Raw genomic sequence first — 19,475 nt, 5'->3', positions numbered from 1 at the left:
GTACGGGCGCGTGTGCCCGTCGTCGCCGAGTCGGCGCGCGGGCATGCCGCCCCGCACGGCTTCACGTCGCGGCCGACGCGCTCGTCAGGCCTCGGAGCGGAGGTGGTGGGACAGGAACGCGACGCTCTCCGCGACGATCCCCGGCACGTCGGGGGAGCCGAGGAAGATGTGGTCGGCGCCCTCCACGGGGCGCAGGACGACCTCGCCCCCCACGCTCTCCAGCGCGGCGGCGAGCAACTCGCTCTGGCTGTACGGGACCAGCCCGTCCAGGCGGCCGTGGACGAGCAGGAACGGCGGCGGGTTCGAGGCCGTGGCCGCATGCGTCACCGGGCTCGCGGCCCTCGCCAGGTCCCGGCGCGCGGCCACGCCCGCACCCAGGAGCGCTTCGTACGGATCGGGGAACTCGACGCCGGGTGGCATGGGCGGCATCGGCGGCATCGGGTGTTCGGCGAGGGAGATCAGGTCGGAGACCCCGTACCAGTCGACCACGGCCCGCACGCCCGTGTCCCCGGAGCCCACCCCGTGCGCGCCCTCCAGCGCCGCTCCGTCCGCGCTGTCCGGGCCGACCAGGCCCGCGAGCGCGGCCAGGTGTCCACCCGCCGACTCGCCCCAGACGGCGATCCGGTCGGCGTCGAGGCCGAGGACTCCGGCGTACGCGCGGACGTAGCGGATCGCGGCCTTCACGTCGTGCAGCTGGGCCGGGAACGGGGCTTCGAGGCTGTGCCGGTAGTCGATGGAGACGAGGGCGAGGCCGGCGCCCAGGACCGCACCGTGCAGCAGCGCGGCCGGGACGGTCGGCGGCGGGTAGCGGCGGTCGCCGTCCAACCATCCGCCGCCGTGGATCCAGACGACCACCGGGAAGGGCCCCTCGCCCGCCGGTACCCGGACGTCCAGCAGCCGGGGTCGGTAGCCGGGCGTGGTGGCGTAGGTGATCCCGTCGTGGTGGCGGATCCCGTGCCCGTCCGTCACGGGCGGTTCGGGGGCCCGGTAGGGCGGGGGAGGCCAGGTCGTGTCGGTCGGGTCGAACGCTACGGGCGCGGATGCGGCGGGGGGAGACTGCGTCATGGGGGCCCTTCCTGTGCGGCGCGGCCCTGAGGGCCGTCGGAGTCGGTGTGAGGCCAGGCTTGCGGATGTTTGGTGATGCTTGGTGGCGGTTCTTGATGCATGTCCGGAATGCTTGCGCCGGCCACAGGTGGGAGCAGTCGGGTTACACGTGTAATCAGGACTGTAGCGATGCGTTTCCGCCGACCACAAGCCCCGCTGTGGTCCGATTTCCCGAGCGTCGAGATCGCCCGCCCGGCCCCCTCGCCGGTGAGCGCCGGTGATCACGCGCGGCCGAAACCGAGTGGTTCCCACCTGGTCGCCCCCGTCCTGGCCGAGCTCGCCCTGCGCGGGGACCTCGCGTTGGTGGTCGACCTGCCCGGCCACGGGCCCGGGGCGTACTTTTCGCGCCTACCAGACGCCGCAGGACCCCGAGGGGCCGCGTACCCGCACCCTCGCCCACGGCGAAGGTCACGTCGGCCGACTTCGCCGACCACGGGGCCGACGTGGTGCGGCGGGCGCACCGGCTCGGCTCGGTGGTGCCGGTCGGCCAGAGCATGGGCGGACCCACGCGGAACACCGTGGCCTACGGGTGCCCGAGCTGATCTCGCACCTCGTCTACGTCTCGGCCTTCCGCCCCCCTGGCACGGACCACCATGCAGGAGCTGATGGCGGCCCCCCGAAGCCGCCGGAAGCGCGATCTTCCGACTGCCCGTCGTGACCCACTCCCGCGGAACCGGGGCTATCGACTCAACTGGCGCTCCGGCGACCTGGAATTGCTGCGGGTCGTCCGGAAGGGGACGGCCGCGGACCGCACGGACGGACGGAGAGATCCGTACCCTGCTCAACATCCTGGAGCCAGCCCGACGAGTCGGCGGACATCGGCTCCGCCGACGCCCGGGGCCTGCCCGGGTCGTGGGGTCGGATTCCGTGCCCCTACCTTCGGTTCACCGAGGACCGGACGATCCCGCCGGAGCTCCAGGACCTCATGATCGAGGAGGCCGACGAGCTGACCCGGAGAACCGCTTCCGGGTCCGGTCCACGGCCGCTCCGCACGTCGGTCCCCGCGATCCGGGGGAACTCGCGGCGGAACTGGAACTGGAACTGGTGGCGCGGCTCCGTGCTTGGAGCTCCGCGCATCCCCTCCGGAACCTCCCGGCCCCCGGTTCCCGGCCCCCGGTTCCCGGCCCCCGGTTCCCGTCCCCGGTTCCCGTCCCCGGTTCCCGTCCCCGGTTCCCGGGCACTTTCCGCCATTGCTGCCGCCGTCGCTCACAAGCCGGTGACGACCTCCACGAACCGTTCCACGCCGCCCGGCGCCATCGTCAGGAACAGGTTGGGTTCGATCAGTTCCAGTTCCATCAGGACCGGGGTGCCGTCGCCGGCCGGTGCGAGGTCCACGCGCGCGTAGGCCAACGGGCCGGACGTCCGGGAGGCCACCGCGGAGAGGGCCGCGGTGGCCAGGGCGAGTTCGGCCGTCGAGGGCGCGTGCCCGGTCAGGTCGGGATGCGCGACACGGGTGTTGTCGATGCGGCCGGTGTCCGTGAGCACCGGGCCCTTGCGCACCGCGTGGCTGAACTCGCCGCCCAGGAACACCAGCGCCCGTTCCCCGTCCACTATCCGTTCCATGTACGGCTGCACCATGGCCGTCGCCCCGGCCCCGTGCAGCATTCGGACGTGGGCCGTGGCGGCGTCCCGCTGAGCCGACGTGTACCGGGCCGTGTCACGGGCGCCGGCCGACACCGACGGTTTGACGACGATCTCACCGTCCGGCGGCAGCGTCACGGGATCGCCGGGCGCGATGAACCGGGTCGGCACCGTCGGGACGCCCCGGGCCGCGAGTTCCGCGAGGTACACCTTGTCGCTGTTCCAGCGCACCAGCCCGGCCGGGCTGTGCAGCGCGGTCACCGCGTTCACCCCGTCGACCCAGGCGAGGAACTCCGGCAGCCGCTGCGAGTAGTCCCAGGTCGAGCGGATGACGACGACGTCCGGCGTGGCCCAGTCGTAGCCCTCCTCCGCCCAGTCGACCGCGACCGCGTCGACGCCCCTCTCGCGCAGCGCGGACACGAGGACGGGCAGTTCCGCGTCCTCGGCGCCGCCGAAGCCGTCGGTGGCCAACACGACCCGTCGAGGCGCCGATCCGCCCACAACCGCACCCGCACCCGCACCCGCACGTGTCACGCGACACCGTTCCCTTTGTCTCGGCCGCACCCGGGGGAGTCCCGGGGCTGCCGCGAATCTACGCCGCCGACCGCGCGGGCGTCGAGGCGAAAAGGCCAGGCCACCGCCACCGCAGCGGCGCCACGAGGCCGAGCGCGGGGGAGCGACAGGCCACCCCCACACCGCCCCGGCACCGACGGCCCCCGGCACCCGACGCCCCGGCAATCCGGACAGCACCGCCCGACACACACCCCCGACGGCCCCCGCCACCCCGCGCCCCGGCAATCCGGACAGCACCGCCCGACACACACCCCCGACGGCCCCCGGCACCCGACGCCCCGGCAACCCGGACAGCACCGCCCCGGCACCCCACGCCCCGGCAACCCCGACAGCACCGCCCGACACCCCGAGAGCACCCCACCCGCCCCCCACCGGACCGCCGGGCTGCCGGACCGCCGGACCCCCGGGCCCCCCTCGGGGGGCCGGACCACCAGGCCCCCGCCGGGGAAGCCTCAGCTGACCGCCGCGATCGAGGCGGCCGTGGCCGCGGTGATGGCGGCCCGCATGTCGCGGATTGCGTTGCGGACGTTCTCGGCGGCCCACTGCCCGTCGGCTATCTCCGCCATGCGCGCGGCGGTCTCCTTGCGGGGCGCGTCGGGGAAGACGAGACGCCCCAGCTTCGCGGAGTGGATCAGCGCGATCAGGCCCGCCGTCCGCTCGTCGGGGTCCGCGCCGGCCAGGACGACCGCGTCGAGCCGGTCCCGCAGGGCCCGCTCCACCGAGCCGTCGGCCTCGGGATGGCGGCGGGTCGGGAACACGCCCAGCACCTTGTGGTGGGTCTCCAGGACCACGCCCCGATCGCGCAGGCTTTCCAGGGCGGCGCCAACCGCCTTCGTGTGGTCCTTGGTCAGCCAGTCGGTCACCCGACGCCTGTTCCTGCCACGCGTCCAGGTCTCGATCAGTCTGAGGCGCGTGTCGAGCAGCGGCTGCCCGGTGGGGGTCGCATCGGTCGTGTCCAGGTACTTGCCCGTCACCGACACACGCCCCGCCAGCACCAGTTCGAGCAGGATCCCGCCCGCGACCGCCCACCCCGTGGCCTCGCGCTGCTTCGCCGCCCCGGACTCGTCGTCCAGGGAGAGCAGCATGATCTCCTCGGCCAGTGTGATCCCCATGTCCGTCTCCCCCCGATGATCCCTCGTCAGATGTTCAGACGTCCGGCCGCCGCGGAGAGTTCCCGGCGGGTGACGGGTGACGGGTGACGGGTGACGGGTGACGGGTGACGGGTGGCGGCCGGCGGGTGGCGGCCGGCGGGTGGCGGCCCGCCCCGCGCCTACCCCGCGCCCACCCCCACGCCCCCCCGCGCCCGCCCCGCGCCCACCCCCGCTCGGCCCGCTCAAGGTGCGGAGACCGCCCCGGGCCGGATGACGGTGATCCCGTTCCCCGGCGTCGTGCCCATCGTGGCGAGCGCCGCCGGCGCCCCGTCCAGCGCGATCGTCGCCGTCACCAGCAGGTCGGGCCGCAGCGCGCCGGAGCGGACGAGTTCCATCATCGGGGGGTAGGCGTGGGCGGCCATCCCGTGACTGCCGAGGATCTCCAACTCCCACCCGATCACCCGCTCCATCGGCAGGACCGACGCCCCGGACGCCGACGGCAGCAGCCCGACCTGCACGTGCCGGCCGCGCCTGCGCAACCCGGCGACCGACGCGGCGGCCGTCGCCGGGGATCCCAGGGCGTCGAGCGAGAGGTGGGCCCCGCCGCCGGTCAGTTCCCGTACGGCTTCCGCCGTGTCGCCGGAACGCGCGTCCACACCGTGCGCGGCCCCGAACCGCCCCGCCAGTCCCAGCGCTTCCGGCGAGGTGTCCACGGCGACGACCCGCGCCCCGGCCGCCGCCGCGATCATCACCGCGGACAACCCGACCCCGCCGCACCCGTGTACGGCGACCCACTCGCCCGGCGCCACCCTGCCGCGCGCCACCACGGCCCGGAACGCCGTCGCGAACCGGCAGCCCAGTCCGGCGGCGGTGGCGTACGACAACTCGTCCGGCAGCGGGACCAGGTTCACGTCGGCATGGTCCAGGGCCACGTACTCGGCGAACGACCCCCAGTGCGTGAACCCGGGTTGCGTCTGTCGGGCGCACACCTGGTGGTCGCCGGCGGCGCAGTCGGCGCAGTTGCCGCAGGCGCAGACGAACGGCACCGTCACCCGGTCCCCGACCTTGCGGCGGGTGACACCCGCGCCCACCGCCTCGACGATCCCGGCGAGTTCGTGCCCGGGCACGTGGGGCAGCACGACGTCCGGGTCGTGTCCCATCCAGCCGTGCCAGTCGCTGCGGCACAGGCCGGTGGCCTCCACACGGACCACGACGCCGCCCGCCGCCGGGACCGGATCCGCCACCTCGCGTACCTCGGCCGGCTCACCGAACCGCTCGAACACCACCGCGCGCATGGAATCTGCCCTCCGCCCTCGCTCGACTGCCCCGCACGCTACCGGCCGCGCCCGCCCCGTGATCCCGGCCCGTCCTCGCCGCCACCGGTGCCCGCGGCCGACGTTCCGTCGCGTACCCGTCCGGCCGTACCCGTCCGGCCGTACTTGTCCGGCGCGGAGCCCGGTGGGAGGCTGCGGGCGCCGCCGGAGCCGGGTGGGGCCGTCCGGACCACCAGGGGGAAACCGTGAACCGCAAGCGTGCCGCAGCCGTCGTGGCCGTCCTGCTCGCGTTCGTCGTCACCGCGCTCGGCGCGGGCTCGCAGGCCCACGCCGCCGCCGGGGACAAGAAGGTCGAGGTCATCAAGTAGCCGTTCCCGGCCGGTTCGTGGCGGCGGGGGTCAGACCGCCCCGTCGCCGCGCCCGCCCGCACCGACGGCGGCCCCGGCCCCCTCCTCGTCCGCGCCGGACCGGGCCAGCGCGAGGACGCCGACGCCGATCAGGGCGATGCCCGCCACCTGGGGGAGCAGCCACCAGCCGGACCGCAGGTGCTCCTCGTACACCAGGACGCCCAGCGCCACGCTGATGCCGGCGTCGCCCAGCGTCAGCGCGGGCTGCGACGCGATCAGCGGTCCGCCCTGCATGGCGTGTTCGAGCAGCAGGAGGGCGCAGATGCCGGTGACGCCGAAGGCGTACGTCTGCCACGAGGTCAGGAACGCGCCGACGCCGCCCTCGGCGAGGATGTGCACGGACGACTTCATCAGGCCCGCCGTGAGCGCGTAGCAGACGGCGGTGGCCGCACCGAGACACCCGGCCCGGGCCCGTCCCGGCGGCCGGCGCAGTCCGGCGGCGGCCAGGGCGGCCACGACGACGACGCACGCGAGGAGAACGGGCAGCCAGCGGTCGAGCGGGACGTGGGTGCGGTTCCCGGCCGGCGCGGCGCCGGCGAGGGCCAGGCCCAGCCCGGCGACCACCGCGGCCACGGCGAGCCAGAGCGGTGACGGGAGCCGCCGCCGCGTCAGCAGGGTGGCGATGAGCAGCGCGAGGGGCAGTTCCAGTACGAAGAGCGGTTGTACGAGGGCCAGCGGGCCCGTGGCCAGCGCGGCGGCCTGTCCCGCCCCGGCCAGGATCACGGCGAGGATCCCGGCGAGCCACAGCGGGCGTCTCAGCAGGTCGAGGACCAACCCGGGGCGGAACCCGGTGCTCTGCGGCACGGTGAGCGCGGCCCGGCGCTGGAGCACGGTGGCGAGGGCGTTGCTCAGCGCCGCGAGGAGCGCGAGGAGGACCGGCAGGACGAAGCCCATCCCGCGATCCTCACCGCGATGCCACCCGCGCCCGACCGGGACACGGCGCCGTTCCCCCGTCCGGCCCCACGCAGGACCTGCCGGGGGCGCGTCAGCCGTTCCCGCGGGCTCTGCGCAGGGCCAGGGCGGCCAGCGCCTCCGGGGCTCCCGCCTGGCCCCGGATGCCGGGGAAGGCGTTGACGTCCACGATCAGCGGGGCGCCCTCGCCGGTGTCGATGATGTCCACCCCGTACACGTCCAGGCCGAAGACCTCGCCGACCCGCAGGGTCAGCTCCGCCCACTCCGGGCGCGGTTCGTCCGGGATGCGCTCGGCGGCGGATTCCTCGTCGGCGAGTTCGGAGCGGCGCAGCGCCGTGAAGACCCGGTTGCCGATCGCCCACAGCTTGTGGTCCCAGCCGCTGTTGGGGGCGAACCCCTGGACCACGACCGGCTCCTGACCCCAGCCGCCGGCCAGCTTCCGCAGCCGCGCCGCGTCGTCGACCCGCGCCACCAGGTCGTCCTTGCGGCTGCGCCGGCTCTTGACCACCACCGGCCAGGGCATGCCGGGCAGTCCCGGTCCGGTGGAGTGCAGGGCCAGCTGACCCAGCGAGCCGAACGTCCGGGTGGTGGCGAAGGGCAGGCCGGCGCGTCGGGCCAGTTCCGCCATCTCCGTGCGGTCCTGGCAGCGTTCGGTGGCTTCGGCCGAGTTCACCACCCGGGCGCCCCGCCGCTCCAGTTCGCGCGCCAGTTCCAGCGCCCTCGGGGTACGCGCCTTCAACAGGTACACGTCGGCCCGGTCGGTGGCCGCGGCCGCCGCCCCCGGATCCGCCGGGTCCAGCACGGCGATCTCGTGCTCGGCGCCCAGGAGCTCCGTCGCCGTCGCCAGCAGCGGGTGCCCCGGGTCGGGTGTGATCAGACCGATCCTCATACGCCTTCTCCCGCTCGCGTCGAGACCTGCGCCCCGATGGTCGCCGTCAGCGGCGCCGGGGCCGCGTACGGTCGCTGCTGCGGCCAGGAGGGCCCGGGTCCGGCGGGGGCCTCCACCCGGACACCGCCCACCCGTGCCAGGTCGAGCACCGCCCGCGCCACCCGGGCCGCCGCTTGGGGGACCTGTCGGAAACTGGGGAAGTCGTTGACGTCGACCACCACCGGCCCCTCGGGACCCAACAGCACGTCCAGTCCGTACAGATCCAGCCCGTAGACCGCCCCGACCTGTGCCGCGATGGCCGCGACTTCGGTCGACAGCGGTACCCGACGTTCGCGTACCGCACGGTCCGGGTGGAGCGGTGAGCGGCGTTCGGTGGCGAACAGTTCCCCACCGACGCAGTACACCTTGATGTCCGTGCCCGAATTGGGCACGTACGGCTGGGCGATGAGCATTCCCTCGCCCGCCAGTTCGGGGAGGAGGGCCGTGAGCCGGTCCGGGGCGGACAGCAGGTGCACCGACCGTCCGGAGCTCCCGTCGGCGGGTTTGACGACCAGGGGGTACTCCGAGGTCGGGATCTCCGCCAGCAGTTCGGGCCGGGCCACGGCGTACGTCGGGGGCAACGGAAGCCCCCGCACCCGTCCGATGGCGGCGGCGAGTGCCTTGTCCCGCACGCCGCGGATGGACCGGGCGTCGTTGACCGTCGTCATTCCCGCCGCCGCGGCCGCCTCCAGCAGGGTCAGCCCGGGGCCGCCGGACACGGTCTTGAGCACCCAGGCGTCGTGGGCACCCGCTTCGACCAGGTTCGTCATGCGCAGGAGCGAGCCGCCCGGGCGCAGGACGTCCACGTGGTGCCCCCAAGCCGTCAGTTGCCGGATCACCTCGTTCGGCATGCCGTCGTGGCGGTAGTGCTCCTCCACCAGGAAGCAGAGCCTCATGGACCTTCCCCATATTCCCCGGACGTCCGCCGCCGATCCCGTCCGGCGAGTTGTGACGTCACAGGATGCCATGGTCGCAATGTGATGATCGTCCCGCAGGGTGCCATTCTTCGTGCCTTCCTCGGATCGGATTCGGGAACGAACCGTCACGGTGCGCAGGGGCACGGTGCACTGACGGTACGGGAGGCCTTGGCGGCGTGAGTCGGGCGCGGTGAAACAGAGCGGCCTTCCGCGGGGGCGGCATGGGGTCGTGATGGGGGGCGCGGTCGGGCATCACGGGGACCGCGGTCGGGCATCCCGGGGGGAGTCGTAGCCCGGGGAAACGAATTGTGACCGAGTGCAATCTGGCTGAAACCGCAACACAGTGGAATCTAACGCCCACTACGCAGGGTGATAGTGGTCAATGGCTATCCAAAGTGATCAACGGTTCTCCTATAGTTACGCCTCGTTGCCACAGGAACCCTCTCTTCCATTTTCGCCCCGGTTTGAGGCTTTGATTGATGACGGCGTCGCCTTCTCCCCTGCGCCCCTCCCTGCTCGCCCTGCTCGTCACCGCGGCGGCATCGGGAACGCTCTGCACGGCGGCGGTGGCCGCGGCCCCCACCGCCGTCCGCGTACCGCTCGCCTGGTTCTCCGTCACCGGTGTGCTCCTGCTGTCGGTATCGGCGTTCTCCGTGACCTGGTACAGCCGCACCGCCCGACTCCTGCGCGCCAGGCTCGCCGGCCTCAACGCCGAAGTCGTCGCCCGTGACGGCCACATCGCCCGGCTGACCGCCGACGCCAACCGCGACGCGGCCGCCCACACCGCCGAACGCGGTCGGGTCACCCAGGCCCACGCCGCGGAACTGGAACGGCTGACGGCCGCGCACCGCGCCGAACTCGACGAAGTCACCGCCGCCCAACTCGCCTCCCGCGAACGGCTCGGCGCCGACCTGCGACGTGCCGAGTCCGGCCGGGCCGCCGCCATGGCCGCCGCCGCCAACGCGGCGGGCCGCATGCAGGCGCTCGCCACCGGAATGCTGGCCGACCTGCGGGACATGGAGCACCGGCACGCCGACGAGGACGTCCTCGGCGACCTCCTCCACCTCGACCACCGCACCGCGCAGGCCGGCCGCCTCGCCGACTCGATCGCCGTCCTCACCGGAGCCCGCTCCGGGCGGCGTTGGGCCAAACCGATCGTCATGGAGTCGATCCTGCGCGGCGCCATGGGCCGGATCGGGGGCTACCAGCGGGTCCGCCTGCACTCCACCAGCGACGCGGCCATCGCCGGACACGCGGCCGAGGGCGTCATGCACGCACTTGCCGAACTCCTCGACAACGCCGCGAACTTCTCGCCGCCCACCGCCGAGGTCCACGTCTACGTGGAAGAGGTGCCCGCGGGGATCATCATCACCGTCGAGGACAGCGGCCTCGTCATGAGCGAGGTGCAACTGCGCCGCGCCGAACAGGCCGTGACCGCCGAGTCGCTGGACCTGGCCGGGCTCTCCGGAACCCGCCTCGGGCTCGCCGTCGTCGGCCGCCTCGCCCGCAAGCACGGGCTGACGGTGTCCTTCCGGCCCTCCGCGCGCGGCGGCACCGGCGCGCTGATGATGCTTCCCCAGGACCTGATCAGCAACACCCGCAACGAGGCCGCGCCCGCGCCCACCGCCGAGCAGGCCCCGACCCCCGCGAAGTCCACCCCCGCGAAGTCCACCCCCGCGCCCGACACGCACGACCGGCCCGCGCCGAACGACGCCGGCGAGGGACCGACGGACGCCGGGCGCGCGAAGGACCGTACGGACCACGAGACCGGCACCCCGGCCACCGTGCGCACCGCCGACCCGGCAGACCCGGACCCGGCAGACCCCGACCCGGAAGACCCCGCGTCCACCGGCCGGCACCCGAGCCCCGGTGACAACGGACTGCCCCGGCGGCGACGCGGCAAGACCCTCGCCGCCGCTCATCCCGAAGGCCCCGACGAGGCCCGCCCGGCAACCACCAAGGCCGCGCCCACCGGCGCCTCCCGATCGGCCGCCCGCTTCGGCAGCTTCCGACAGGCCGTGCGCGGCGCGTCGGCGGCCCCGTCGACCGCACAGAACCCCCCGCACCCGGAAGGCAACACGGAATGACCGGCTCCACCACCGACGAGACGCTCAACTGGCTCCTGGAAGGGCTCCTGGAACGCACCCCGGGCGCCCGCCACGCCCTCGTGCTCTCCCGCGACGGCCTCAAGCTGTGCCGCACGCCCGAGCTGTCCGTCGACCAGGCCGACCAGCTCGCCGCGATCGCCGCCGGCATCCAGAGCCTCTCGCACGGCGCGTCCATCGAGTTCGGCGACGGCACCGGCGGCGTCCGGTCCGCCATGACCGAGTTCTACGGCGGCATCCTCTTCATCGTCGAGGCCGGCGAGGGCGCCCACCTCGCGCTCGTCGCCGCCGAGGACGCGGACGCCGGACTCGTCGGCCACAACATGTCCGAACTGGTGGAGCAGTTGAGCGAGCATCTGATCGCCAGGCCCCGGGGATGAGCCGCAGCAGGCCGGGCCGGGACGACTCCCCGGACCGGCTCTACACCCTCACCGGTGGCCGCAGCCGCTCCGGATCGGACGCCTTCGACCTGGTGACCCTGATCGTCGCCGAATGCGATCCGGTGCCCGGCATGCAGTCGGAGCACGCGGCCATCCTGCGGATGTGCCCGTACCCGACGGCCGTCGTGGAGATCGCCGCCGAGCTGGGCCTGCCGGTGTCCATCGTCCGGATCCTGCTCGCCGACCTGCTGGGCACCGGGCGGATCAGCGCCCGGCACCCCCGTTCGACGTACCGCCTTCCCGACCTCGACATCCTGGAGCAGGTGCTCGTTGGACTCCGCAATCTCTGACGCGTCCCCCGAACCGCGGCAGCCTCGCCAGACCCTCGACAGCACCGCCGACAACGGCCTGAAGATCGTCATCGTCGGCGGATTCGGCGTCGGCAAGACCACGATGGTCCGCTCGGTCAGCGAGATCCGTCCGCTGAACACCGAGGAGACGATGACCAAGGCCGGTGAGGCCGTCGACGACACCGCCGGCATCGCCGCCAAGACGGCCACCACCGTCGCCTTCGACTTCGGCCGGATCACCCTCGACGCGCGCAACGTGCTCTACCTGTTCGGCGCCCCCGGCCAGGAACGGTTCTGGTTCCTGTGGGACCGGCTCTTCTCCGGCACCCTCGGCGCCGTCGTCCTCGTCGACACCCGACGGCTCGCGGACTCCTGGTACGCCATCGACCGGCTCGAACACCACGGCACGCCCTTCGTGGTGGCCTGCAACGACTTCGGTGGCCCCGCCCACACCCCCGAGGAGATCAGAGAGGCCCTCGACCTGCCGGACGAGGTGCCGCTGGTGTTCTGCGACGCCCGCTCGCGCGAGTCCAGCAAGCAGGTCCTGATCTCCCTCGTACGACACCTTCAGACGGCCGTACTGGCCAAGACCCCGGAGCCCACCCCGTGACCAGCCCCGACGCCCCCGAGCCGCAGCCCGTCTACCTCGGCGGGCCCCGGTTCCAGACCGACCCCGTCGAGCTGTACCGCGAGATGCGGCGCGACCACGGCTCCGTCGCACCGGTCGTGCTCGACGGCGACGTACCGGCCTGGCTGGTCCTCGGCTACCGCGAACTGCACCAGGTCACCAGCGACCCGCAGCTCTTCTCCCGGGACTCCGACCTGTGGAACCAGTGGGACCGCATCCCCGCCGACTGGCCGCTGCTCCCGATGATCGGCCGCAAGCAGCCCTCCATCCTTTACACGGTCGGCGAGCGCCACCGCGAGCGCGCGGCCGTGATCTCCGACGCGCTGGAGTCCGTCGACCCCTTCGAACTCAAGGGCCACGCCGAACGGTTCGCCGACGAGCTGATCGACCGGCTCTGCGGCAAGGGGGCGTGCGACATCGTCGGCGAGTACGCGATGCTGCTGCCCCTGCGTGTCCTCGCCCGCGTCTACGGGTTCTCCGACGCGCAGGGCCCCGGCCTCGTCACCGCCATGAACGACATGATCAACGGGCGGGAAGGGGCCCTGGAGGGCCAGCGCCACCTGGGCGAGTCCATGTACGCCCTGCTCGCCGAGAAGTCCGCCGCGCCCGGCCCCGACGTGGCCTCCCGGATGCTCGCCAACCAGGCCGGCTTCACCGTGGACGAGGTCGCCCAGGACCTGATGGTGATGATGGCCGCCGGCCACCAGCCCACCGCCGACTGGATCGGAAACACCCTGCGCCTCATGCTCACCGACGACCGGTTCGCCGCCTCCCTCGCGGGCGGCCGGCACAGCGTCGGCGAAGCCATGAACGAGGTCCTCTGGGAGGACACCCCCACCCAGAACGTGGCCGGCCGCTGGGCCTCCCGGGACACCCACCTCGGAGGCCGGCGCATCGCGGCGGGCGACCTGGTCCTGCTGGGCCTGGCCGCCGCCAACGCCGACCCGCACGTACGCACCGACGCGGGCGCCCTCACCGGCGGCAACAACGCCTTCTTCTCCTTCGGCCACGGGGAACACCGCTGCCCCTTCCCGGCCCAGGAGGTCGCCGAGGCCATCGCGCGGACCGGCATCGAGGTGCTCCTCGACCGGCTGCCCGACGTGGACCTCGCCGTACCCGCGGCCGAGCTCGCCCGACGCCCGTCGCCCTGGCTGCGCGGACTGTCCGCACTCCCCGTGACCTACACACCGACCCCCGCCCTTGGAGCCCTCCGATGACGTGCCCGATCGACCACGCCGGCCCCGCCGCCATCACGCTCGACCCCTTCGTCACCGACCTCGCCGCCGAGAGCGCCGCACTGCGCGCCGCCGGGCCCCTCGTACGCGTCGTCCTGCCCGGCGGTGTCGGTGTGTACGCCGTCACGCACCACGCCGAGGCCCGAAGACTGCTCACCGACGCCAGAGTGGTCAAGGACATCAACGTGTGGGGGGCCTGGCAGCGCGGCGAGATCCCCCTGGACTGGCCGCTGATCGGCCTCGCCAACCCGGGCCGTTCCATGCTGACCGTCGACGGCGAGGAGCACCGGCGGCTGCGCACCCTGGTCGCCCAGGCCCTCACGGTCCGCCGGGTGGACAGGCTCCGCGCCGGCATAGAGGCCCTCACCACGGGCATGCTCGACCGGCTGGCCGCACTTCCCCCGGGGGAGACCGTCGACCTGAAGGCGGAGTTCGCCTACCCGCTCCCGATGAACGTCATCAGTGAGCTGATGGGCGTCGAGCCCGGCGAACACCCGCGGCTGAAGGCGCTGTTCGAGAAGTTCTTCTCCACCCAGACGCCGCCCGAGGAGGTTCCCCGGATGATGGCGGACCTCGGCGACCTCTTCTCCCGCATCGTCGAGTCCAAGCGCGAGAACCCCGGCGACGACCTCACCAGCGCCCTGATCGCCGCCTCGGAGGACGGCGACCACCTCAGCACCGAGGAGATCACCAACACCCTCCAGCTGATGGTCGCCGCCGGCCACGAGACCACGATCAGCCTGATCGTCAACGCCGTCGTCGCCCTGGAGACCCACCCCGAGCAGCGTGCCCTCGTCCTCAAGGGCGAGGTGCCCTGGGAGAACGTCATCGAGGAGACCCTGCGCTGGTCCACCCCCACCTCGCACGTCCTGATCCGCTTCGCGAGCGAGGACATCGAGGTGGGCGACCGGATCCTGCCCCAGGGCGAGGGACTGATCGTCTCCTTCGGCGCCCTCGGTCGTGACGAGGCCCAACACGGCGACACGGCGGGCCTGTTCGACGTCACCCGCACCCCCAACCGACACATCTCCTTCGGCCACGGGCCGCACGTCTGCCCCGGCGCGGCGCTCTCCCGGTTGGAGGCCCTGGTGGCCCTCCCGGCCCTGTACGCCCGCTTCCCCCACCTGAGCCTCGCCGTCGCGGCCGAGGAGCTCCGCAACAAGCCGATCCTCACCCAGAACGACCTCTTCGACCTCCCGGTCCGGCTGGCCTGACCGGCGCCCCGACACGCCCCCCGACGCCCCGCCCCCGACCGCCCGGGGGCGGGGAAACACGGGTGCGCGCGCGACGGGGCCGCTGCTAGGTTGACCACGTGCCGAAGCTGAATCAGATAATCGCCGTGGAAAAGGGCGTCAAGTCCAAGTCGCTCCAAGAGCTGACCCAAGCCCACCAGGACGTCCAGAAGCCCGCCCTGATGGCCGGCATCTCGCGGACGTACCAGCCCAAGGACGAGGAGGGCGAGCAACTGCCGCCCGAGTCCACCCGGGTGCAGCTCAAGGCCGAGGACGTGCTGCGCGCGACCGCCGGGACCCTCACGCGACTGTTCGACGTGACGGCGACCAAGGACTGGGCGAACCGCACCGCGGCGGCGGACGTCGTGGTCGACGGCCAGGTGCTGCTGCCCCAGGTCCCCGTCCCGTACCTGCTGTTCCTGGAGAAGCAACTCACGGACCTGCACACCTTCGTGCGCAAGCTCCCGGTGCTGGACGCGTCGGAGTCCTGGAACCTGGACCCCTCGACGGACTCCTGGAAGACGGACCCCGTGCGCACCATCCGCACGAAGAAGGTCCCGCGCAACCACGTGAAGGCCGAGGCCACGGAGAAGCACCCCGCGCAGGTCGAGGTGTACTACGAGGACGTCCCGGTCGGCTACTGGACCACCGTGAAGTTCTCCGGAGCCCTCCCCGCGCGGCGCGTGAACGAACTCCTCGACCGGGTCGAGAAGATCCAGCAGGCGGTCAAGTTCGCCCGCGAGGAGGCCAACAGCGCCGACGTCACGGACCAGCGGGTCGGTGACGCGGTGTTCGGCTACCTCTTCCGGTAGCCTCCCGAACGCCCCCCGTGCGAGCGAGGGGGTGCGCTGAAGAGCGCAAGCTGAAACTGAATGTCGAAGCTGAACACGGGGTGTCAGATGGGGGTTCGAATCCCTCTCCCCGCACCACGTGCGGGGGTGGCCCAAGCCGGTAGAGGCGGCCCCATGAATCTCAGATTCTCGCTCCAGTCTCAGTATTCGCCGCCGAACACCGGATCGACCGGACGCGGGCGATCATCGACGGATGGGGGTTCAAGTCCCCCCGGCGCCTCTGCCGTGGCGCTGTAGTTCAAAGGCAGAACACGTCGATCTCAAAATGATCCGCGGTCCTTAAACGCCGCCGGTGTGCGCAAATGGGTGGCAAGCAGGAGCCCGGGAGCTGGATATGCTCCCGGGCTCCGTCACGCGTGCCCGTCCCGCTACGCCTTCGCGGGCACGGGTACCGACACGTAGGCCTTGCCCGACTCGTTCTCGACCAGGATCTCCTTCACGTCCGCCGGGTCCACGGCCGCCGAGCCGTCCAACGCGGCCCCCTTGCCCTCGCCGTGCTCCGCCGAACCCACGACCCAACCGCCCGCGATGGTCCGCTTGCCGTTGCGGGAGACCACGATCAACCGGCACCGCTCACCCGCCGGGATGTCCGCCACGGCCGCGTGCACCCGTACCCACTTGGGGGCCGGCGTGACCCGTACGGTCATCCGCGCGCCCGTGAACCGGTCCGTGGCGGAGGCCACCCGGGTCCCGGGCAACGGCGGTGACGGCGTCGCCGACACGCTCGGGGACGGCGCCGGAGGCACCGCCTGCACCTGCTCCGGGCCCGTCTGGGTCCCGGCCCAGAACACGGCTGCCAGCGAGGCCGCCGCGGCCAGTCCGACCAGTCCCGTACGGCGCCGGGACGCCGAGGCCCGCTCGTTGCGCACCTGCCGCAGCGTGCGCTGCAGCAGCAGATCACCGCCCTGGGGCGGTCCTTCCAGGAACGCCTCCTCGGGCACCTCGCCGAGCGCGGCTTCCATGTCGCGCAACGCGGTCACCTCCTCCCGGCACTGCACGCAGTCGCCGATGTGCTCCTCGACGCGTCGCACGTCCTGTTCGTCCAGGACGCCGAGAACATAGGGGCCGAGCAGTTCCTCCTCGTGCCGCTGCCGGTTCATGCCACCACCTCCCGCAATCCGCCGGGCTGCTGGGGCGGCCTGCCCGATCGTCTGTCCTTGTTGCCGTCCCTGGTGCCGTCCATGAAGGCTTCGCGCAGGGCCTTGAGGGCGTAGTGCGCGCGTGATTTGACCGTTCCCGCCGGAATTCCGAGGCGATCGGCGGCCTCGGCGACGCTGAGCTGTCGGTAGTACAACTCCGTCAGCACGTCCCGGTGTTCCGGAGTCAGCTGGTCGAGGGCTCCCAGTACGGTCATCGCGTTCACGACCGAATCGGCGTGATCCGCCTCGACCGGGGGAGCGGCCGCCGATCCGGAGACCTCCGGCGGCCGCGCCGCCCTGGCCCGGAACCGGTCGGTGACGATGTTGCGCGCCACCGTGAGCAGCCAGCCGCGCACCGATCCCTTCCCGTTGACCAGGACCTCGGAGTGCCGCCAGGCCCGTATCAGGGTCTCCTGGACCACGTCCTCGGCGGCCGCCCGGTCCCCGGTCAGCCGGGTGGCGTACGCGAGCAGGGCGTGGCCGTGCTCCTCGTACACCGACTTGATCAGTGCCTCATCGGTCGAGCCCCGCCGAGTGCGGGGCCACAGTGGTCCGGCCATCTCACCCTCTCCGTCTTTCGTGCTTCGCGTGGTGCGGTCGGAACACGCCGGCCGGAGCGATCGGGTTCATGTGACCTGTGTCACTCGCGCTGCCCCGGGGGTCACATTCGGCACGTACGCCCCGTGTTGAGGCAGTCGACGACCGACCGCATCCGACCCTGGGTCATCACGTTCACGAACATCGCGTGGTCCGTCTTCGGGCTGTGCCGCTGCTCCGGGAAGGAGTCCAACGCGATCGGCGCGCCCGCCGGCACCTCGTAGGCGAGCGAGACGCGCAACTCCGGCACCGGGAAGGCGCCCTGCGGGCACACCCCGTTGGCGGCCGGGAACACCAGGTGCGAACGGTGCCCGGGGCTCTCGGTGTCCAGGCCGTTCCAGCAGCTCGGGAAGACCAGCGTCCGCGTCAGTCGCTCGCCCGCCGGGCAGCGCGGATAGCGGGTGGTGGACCGGTCGGGCGAACCGGAGCAGCCCCAACGGGCCCGGACGTCGCCGTCGTCGGCCGCCGTGTGGGCGACCGCGTCGCCCGTCACCGCGCGCAGGAACCGCGGCATCGGCACGACATCGCTCACGGGGTTGCCGCGGAACTCCACGCCCACCGTCGTCTCCGGCAGGATCTCACCGGCGTTCCCGTGCCCCGCGGAACTCTCGTGGCCGTCCGTGCCGGCGCGGTCCGTGCGGCGCAGCACGGGCCAGTAGTACGTCGACCGGTCGCCGCCCGCACAACTCGTGGGCGCGGCGTCCAGGGAGGCGTCGGTGGACATGGCGTCCGTGGACAGGTTTCCCACGTAGGCGTGCGTGTGGTGCGCGCCCGCGCGCAGGCCCGGCGAGACGACCAGGTTGTCCTCGTTGTAGTGGTGTTCCCGGTTGCGTCCGCAATCGACCACCACCGATCCGGTGGAGGCCCCGGGGCCCGCCGCCGGCGGCGCCGGCGCGGGCGCCATGCCGCGCGGGTCGACGAAGTCCGCCGCGGACACGCCGGCGTCCCGCGGCCCGGCGGCCCGCGAGGCTCCGAGCGCGGCGGCGGTCAGGCCGCCGCCCAACACCAGGCAGACCAGCAGCACGAGCAGGCGGTTTTCGTTCCCCATGGCGGTCACCGTGGCCGCCGGCCACCGCCCCCGTCAACCTGGCATCCGTACCGTGGTCCCCACCACGCCCCCGGGGCCCGGCCGGATCGGGCCCGGGGTCCTTGTCGGGGCGGACCGGGACCGCGCAGAGTACCCCTCATGACTCCCACGGAACTCCTCCGGGCCCTCGCCCGCACCCGCGCCTCGCTCGACGGCGAGGAGGTGACCTTCTGGTGGACCGGTGACGTCCACTCCTGGGCGCCGGGGGAGCCGTACCGGCGTCTCTTCGGCTTCGAGGGCCTCAACGTCGCCCGCCTCGTCGAGGAGGAGGAGGGGGCCTACCAACTCCTCACCCGCGAGGCCGCGTTCTACCTCGACCCGCAGAGCCGCGAGATCCTGGACACCTGGCAGGGCAAACCGGTGGTCCACGTCTGGAACGATCCGGCCAACCAGAAGTGGCGTCCCTTCCCGGTCCCCATGACCGAGCTCGGCGACCAGGTCTGCTTCAGCCTGGAGATCCCCTTGGCCTACCCCTCGCCGCTGCCCGCCGACCAGTACCCCGCCCAGTCGGCCGACGACACCTACCGGGCGCTGGAACTGTTCCAGTTCTTCGCCCCCGCGTCCGTCCTCACCACCAACGCGCCCGGCGTCCCCGCCACCATGTCCTGGACCCGGATGTCCCCGTGGCTCCCCTGGATGGAACAGGGGCAGCGCCCCGGCGGCCTCACCTTCCACTGCCGGGGCCGCAAGCTCGCCTCCTACGCGGAGGTCCCCGAACGGACCCGCGCCCACATCGCCGCCCACCACCCGCGATACGCGCACGCCCCGGAGGAGTGGACCGAGCCGAACGAGACGAGCTGGACCTACTTCCGCAAGCTGAACCCGCCCGCGTAGCCCGCCCGGGTAGTCCGCCCCTCCTCGGACGGCGCGGGACCCTCGGCCCCGCGCAGGGGCCCGACAAGGGTTTTCCCCGTATCGCGTTCATCCCCGCGTTGCCTACTGTCTGCCCACCGGCGATCTTCCCCACCTCGAACGGTCCCCGCACCCACCCCACATGGTGCGAAGCCGTCCGCAGGCCGGGCCGATCGTCGGCGCACCGCCGTCGCCCAGCCCCGCCGTCGCGGCCGGGCGACGCGGCGCCGCG

The 19,475-nt window shown here is 73.0% G+C and carries 19 protein-coding genes; 9 read left to right on the top strand and 10 right to left on the bottom strand.

From position 1 onward, the window contains the following. Positions 1–84: 84 nt before the first annotated feature. From ACIRO3_RS06835 to ACIRO3_RS06820, 4 genes are all read right to left on the bottom strand, one after another. Positions 85–1,065 (bottom strand): alpha/beta hydrolase fold domain-containing protein, encoded by a 981-nt coding sequence (locus ACIRO3_RS06835; protein WP_404133309.1) that lies wholly within the window; start codon positions 1,063–1,065, stop codon positions 85–87. A 1,245-nt stretch (positions 1,066–2,310) separates the two neighbouring features. Next, on the bottom strand, positions 2,311–3,159 hold the full coding sequence (locus tag ACIRO3_RS06830; protein WP_404133306.1) for a RimK family alpha-L-glutamate ligase: 849 nt from the start codon (positions 3,157–3,159) through the stop codon (positions 2,311–2,313). A 551-nt stretch (positions 3,160–3,710) separates the two neighbouring features. After that, entirely contained in the window at positions 3,711–4,370 is a 660-nt protein-coding gene (locus ACIRO3_RS06825) for a GPP34 family phosphoprotein (RefSeq protein ID WP_404133303.1), read from the bottom strand. Between the two features lie 221 nt (positions 4,371–4,591). After that, complete coding sequence (locus ACIRO3_RS06820) at positions 4,592–5,644, bottom strand: zinc-dependent alcohol dehydrogenase family protein (RefSeq protein ID WP_404133300.1); 1,053 nt, start codon at positions 5,642–5,644, stop codon at positions 4,592–4,594. Positions 5,645–5,868: 224 nt separating this feature from the next. Between ACIRO3_RS06820 and ACIRO3_RS06815 the strand changes: the two genes are divergently transcribed. Further along, on the top strand, positions 5,869–5,991 hold the full coding sequence (locus tag ACIRO3_RS06815) for a hypothetical protein (protein ID WP_404133298.1): 123 nt from the start codon (positions 5,869–5,871) through the stop codon (positions 5,989–5,991). A gap of 30 nt (positions 5,992–6,021) precedes the next feature. Here ACIRO3_RS06815 and ACIRO3_RS06810 read toward each other — a convergent pair whose 3' ends face one another. The 3 genes from ACIRO3_RS06810 to ACIRO3_RS06800 form a co-directional block, all read right to left on the bottom strand. Further along, on the bottom strand, positions 6,022–6,924 hold the full coding sequence (locus ACIRO3_RS06810; protein WP_404133295.1) for a DMT family transporter: 903 nt from the start codon (positions 6,922–6,924) through the stop codon (positions 6,022–6,024). A 91-nt stretch (positions 6,925–7,015) separates the two neighbouring features. Next, positions 7,016–7,831, bottom strand: coding sequence for a RimK family alpha-L-glutamate ligase (locus ACIRO3_RS06805; protein WP_404133292.1), 816 nt, complete (start codon positions 7,829–7,831; stop codon positions 7,016–7,018). Next, positions 7,828–8,766, bottom strand: coding sequence for a RimK family alpha-L-glutamate ligase (locus tag ACIRO3_RS06800; protein ID WP_404133289.1), 939 nt, complete (start codon positions 8,764–8,766; stop codon positions 7,828–7,830). Before ACIRO3_RS06800 ends, ACIRO3_RS06805 begins: the two co-directional genes overlap by 4 nt. 500 nt (positions 8,767–9,266) lie before the next feature. Here ACIRO3_RS06800 and ACIRO3_RS06795 point away from each other — a divergent pair, with 500 nt between their 5' ends. The 7 genes from ACIRO3_RS06795 (at position 9,267) to ACIRO3_RS06765 (ending at position 15,529) form a co-directional block, all read left to right on the top strand. After that, positions 9,267–10,874, top strand: a complete 1,608-nt coding sequence (locus tag ACIRO3_RS06795) for an ATP-binding protein (protein ID WP_404133286.1) — start codon at positions 9,267–9,269, stop codon at positions 10,872–10,874. Next, positions 10,871–11,272: a roadblock/LC7 domain-containing protein gene (locus ACIRO3_RS06790; protein ID WP_365996599.1), complete on the top strand. Its 402-nt coding sequence runs from the start codon at positions 10,871–10,873 to the stop codon at positions 11,270–11,272. Before ACIRO3_RS06795 ends, ACIRO3_RS06790 begins: the two co-directional genes overlap by 4 nt. Beyond that, complete coding sequence (locus ACIRO3_RS06785; protein WP_361776134.1) at positions 11,269–11,622, top strand: DUF742 domain-containing protein; 354 nt, start codon at positions 11,269–11,271, stop codon at positions 11,620–11,622. The genes ACIRO3_RS06790 and ACIRO3_RS06785 overlap by 4 nt, the downstream gene beginning before the upstream one ends. Then, the gene (locus ACIRO3_RS06780; RefSeq protein ID WP_361776137.1) at positions 11,603–12,232 is read left to right on the top strand and encodes an ATP/GTP-binding protein; all 630 of its coding nucleotides are present in this window, start codon (positions 11,603–11,605) and stop codon (positions 12,230–12,232) included. Before ACIRO3_RS06785 ends, ACIRO3_RS06780 begins: the two co-directional genes overlap by 20 nt. Continuing rightward, the gene (locus ACIRO3_RS06775; RefSeq protein WP_361776140.1) at positions 12,229–13,467 is read left to right on the top strand and encodes a cytochrome P450; all 1,239 of its coding nucleotides are present in this window, start codon (positions 12,229–12,231) and stop codon (positions 13,465–13,467) included. Before ACIRO3_RS06780 ends, ACIRO3_RS06775 begins: the two co-directional genes overlap by 4 nt. After that, positions 13,464–14,699, top strand: coding sequence for a cytochrome P450 (locus ACIRO3_RS06770; RefSeq protein ID WP_404133281.1), 1,236 nt, complete (start codon positions 13,464–13,466; stop codon positions 14,697–14,699). The genes ACIRO3_RS06775 and ACIRO3_RS06770 overlap by 4 nt, the downstream gene beginning before the upstream one ends. A gap of 98 nt (positions 14,700–14,797) precedes the next feature. Further along, positions 14,798–15,529 carry a hypothetical protein gene (locus tag ACIRO3_RS06765; RefSeq protein WP_267798230.1) on the top strand — a complete coding sequence of 244 codons (732 nt, stop codon included), beginning with the start codon at positions 14,798–14,800 and terminating at the stop codon, positions 15,527–15,529. Between the two features lie 407 nt (positions 15,530–15,936). On the opposite strand, the gene ACIRO3_RS06760 is transcribed toward ACIRO3_RS06765, so the two are convergent. The 3 genes from ACIRO3_RS06760 to ACIRO3_RS06750 form a co-directional block, all read right to left on the bottom strand. Further along, the gene (locus ACIRO3_RS06760; protein WP_361776147.1) at positions 15,937–16,668 is read right to left on the bottom strand and encodes a zf-HC2 domain-containing protein; all 732 of its coding nucleotides are present in this window, start codon (positions 16,666–16,668) and stop codon (positions 15,937–15,939) included. Beyond that, positions 16,665–17,267 carry a sigma-70 family RNA polymerase sigma factor gene (locus ACIRO3_RS06755; protein ID WP_361776150.1) on the bottom strand — a complete coding sequence of 201 codons (603 nt, stop codon included), beginning with the start codon at positions 17,265–17,267 and terminating at the stop codon, positions 16,665–16,667. Before ACIRO3_RS06755 ends, ACIRO3_RS06760 begins: the two co-directional genes overlap by 4 nt. Positions 17,268–17,368: 101 nt before the next feature. Further along, complete coding sequence (locus ACIRO3_RS06750; RefSeq protein WP_404133278.1) at positions 17,369–18,352, bottom strand: DUF1996 domain-containing protein; 984 nt, start codon at positions 18,350–18,352, stop codon at positions 17,369–17,371. A 138-nt stretch (positions 18,353–18,490) separates the two neighbouring features. On the opposite strand from ACIRO3_RS06750, the gene ACIRO3_RS06745 reads away from it, so the two are divergent. Further along, entirely contained in the window at positions 18,491–19,225 is a 735-nt protein-coding gene (locus tag ACIRO3_RS06745; protein ID WP_404133275.1) for a DUF1838 family protein, read from the top strand. The last annotated feature ends 250 nt before the right edge of the window (positions 19,226–19,475 follow it).

The sequence above is a fragment of the Streptomyces sp. NPDC102278 genome (genome assembly GCF_044766345.1).
GTDB lineage: Bacteria > Actinomycetota > Actinomycetes > Streptomycetales > Streptomycetaceae > Streptomyces.
This window is presented reverse-complemented; position numbering and strand designations above follow the sequence as displayed.

Excerpts from the sequence above, each read along its gene's own strand:
- ACIRO3_RS06825 (WP_404133303.1), bottom strand. The coding sequence starts at position 4,370 with ATGGGGATCACACTGGCCGAGGAGATCATGCTGCTCTCCCTGGACGAC.
- ACIRO3_RS06820 (WP_404133300.1), bottom strand. The coding sequence starts at position 5,644 with ATGCGCGCGGTGGTGTTCGAGCGGTTCGGTGAGCCGGCCGAGGTACGC.
- ACIRO3_RS06760 (WP_361776147.1), bottom strand. The coding sequence starts at position 16,668 with ATGAACCGGCAGCGGCACGAGGAGGAACTGCTCGGCCCCTATGTTCTC.
- ACIRO3_RS06785 (WP_361776134.1), top strand. The coding sequence starts at position 11,269 with ATGAGCCGCAGCAGGCCGGGCCGGGACGACTCCCCGGACCGGCTCTAC.
- ACIRO3_RS06750 (WP_404133278.1), bottom strand. The coding sequence starts at position 18,352 with ATGGGGAACGAAAACCGCCTGCTCGTGCTGCTGGTCTGCCTGGTGTTG.
- ACIRO3_RS06755 (WP_361776150.1), bottom strand. The coding sequence starts at position 17,267 with ATGGCCGGACCACTGTGGCCCCGCACTCGGCGGGGCTCGACCGATGAG.
- ACIRO3_RS06745 (WP_404133275.1), top strand. The coding sequence starts at position 18,491 with ATGACTCCCACGGAACTCCTCCGGGCCCTCGCCCGCACCCGCGCCTCG.
- ACIRO3_RS06800 (WP_404133289.1), bottom strand. The coding sequence starts at position 8,766 with ATGAGGCTCTGCTTCCTGGTGGAGGAGCACTACCGCCACGACGGCATG.
- ACIRO3_RS06770 (WP_404133281.1), top strand. The coding sequence starts at position 13,464 with ATGACGTGCCCGATCGACCACGCCGGCCCCGCCGCCATCACGCTCGAC.
- ACIRO3_RS06790 (WP_365996599.1), top strand. The coding sequence starts at position 10,871 with ATGACCGGCTCCACCACCGACGAGACGCTCAACTGGCTCCTGGAAGGG.
- ACIRO3_RS06795 (WP_404133286.1), top strand. The coding sequence starts at position 9,267 with ATGACGGCGTCGCCTTCTCCCCTGCGCCCCTCCCTGCTCGCCCTGCTC.
- ACIRO3_RS06835 (WP_404133309.1), bottom strand. The coding sequence starts at position 1,065 with ATGACGCAGTCTCCCCCCGCCGCATCCGCGCCCGTAGCGTTCGACCCG.
- ACIRO3_RS06805 (WP_404133292.1), bottom strand. The coding sequence starts at position 7,831 with ATGAGGATCGGTCTGATCACACCCGACCCGGGGCACCCGCTGCTGGCG.
- ACIRO3_RS06810 (WP_404133295.1), bottom strand. The coding sequence starts at position 6,924 with ATGGGCTTCGTCCTGCCGGTCCTCCTCGCGCTCCTCGCGGCGCTGAGC.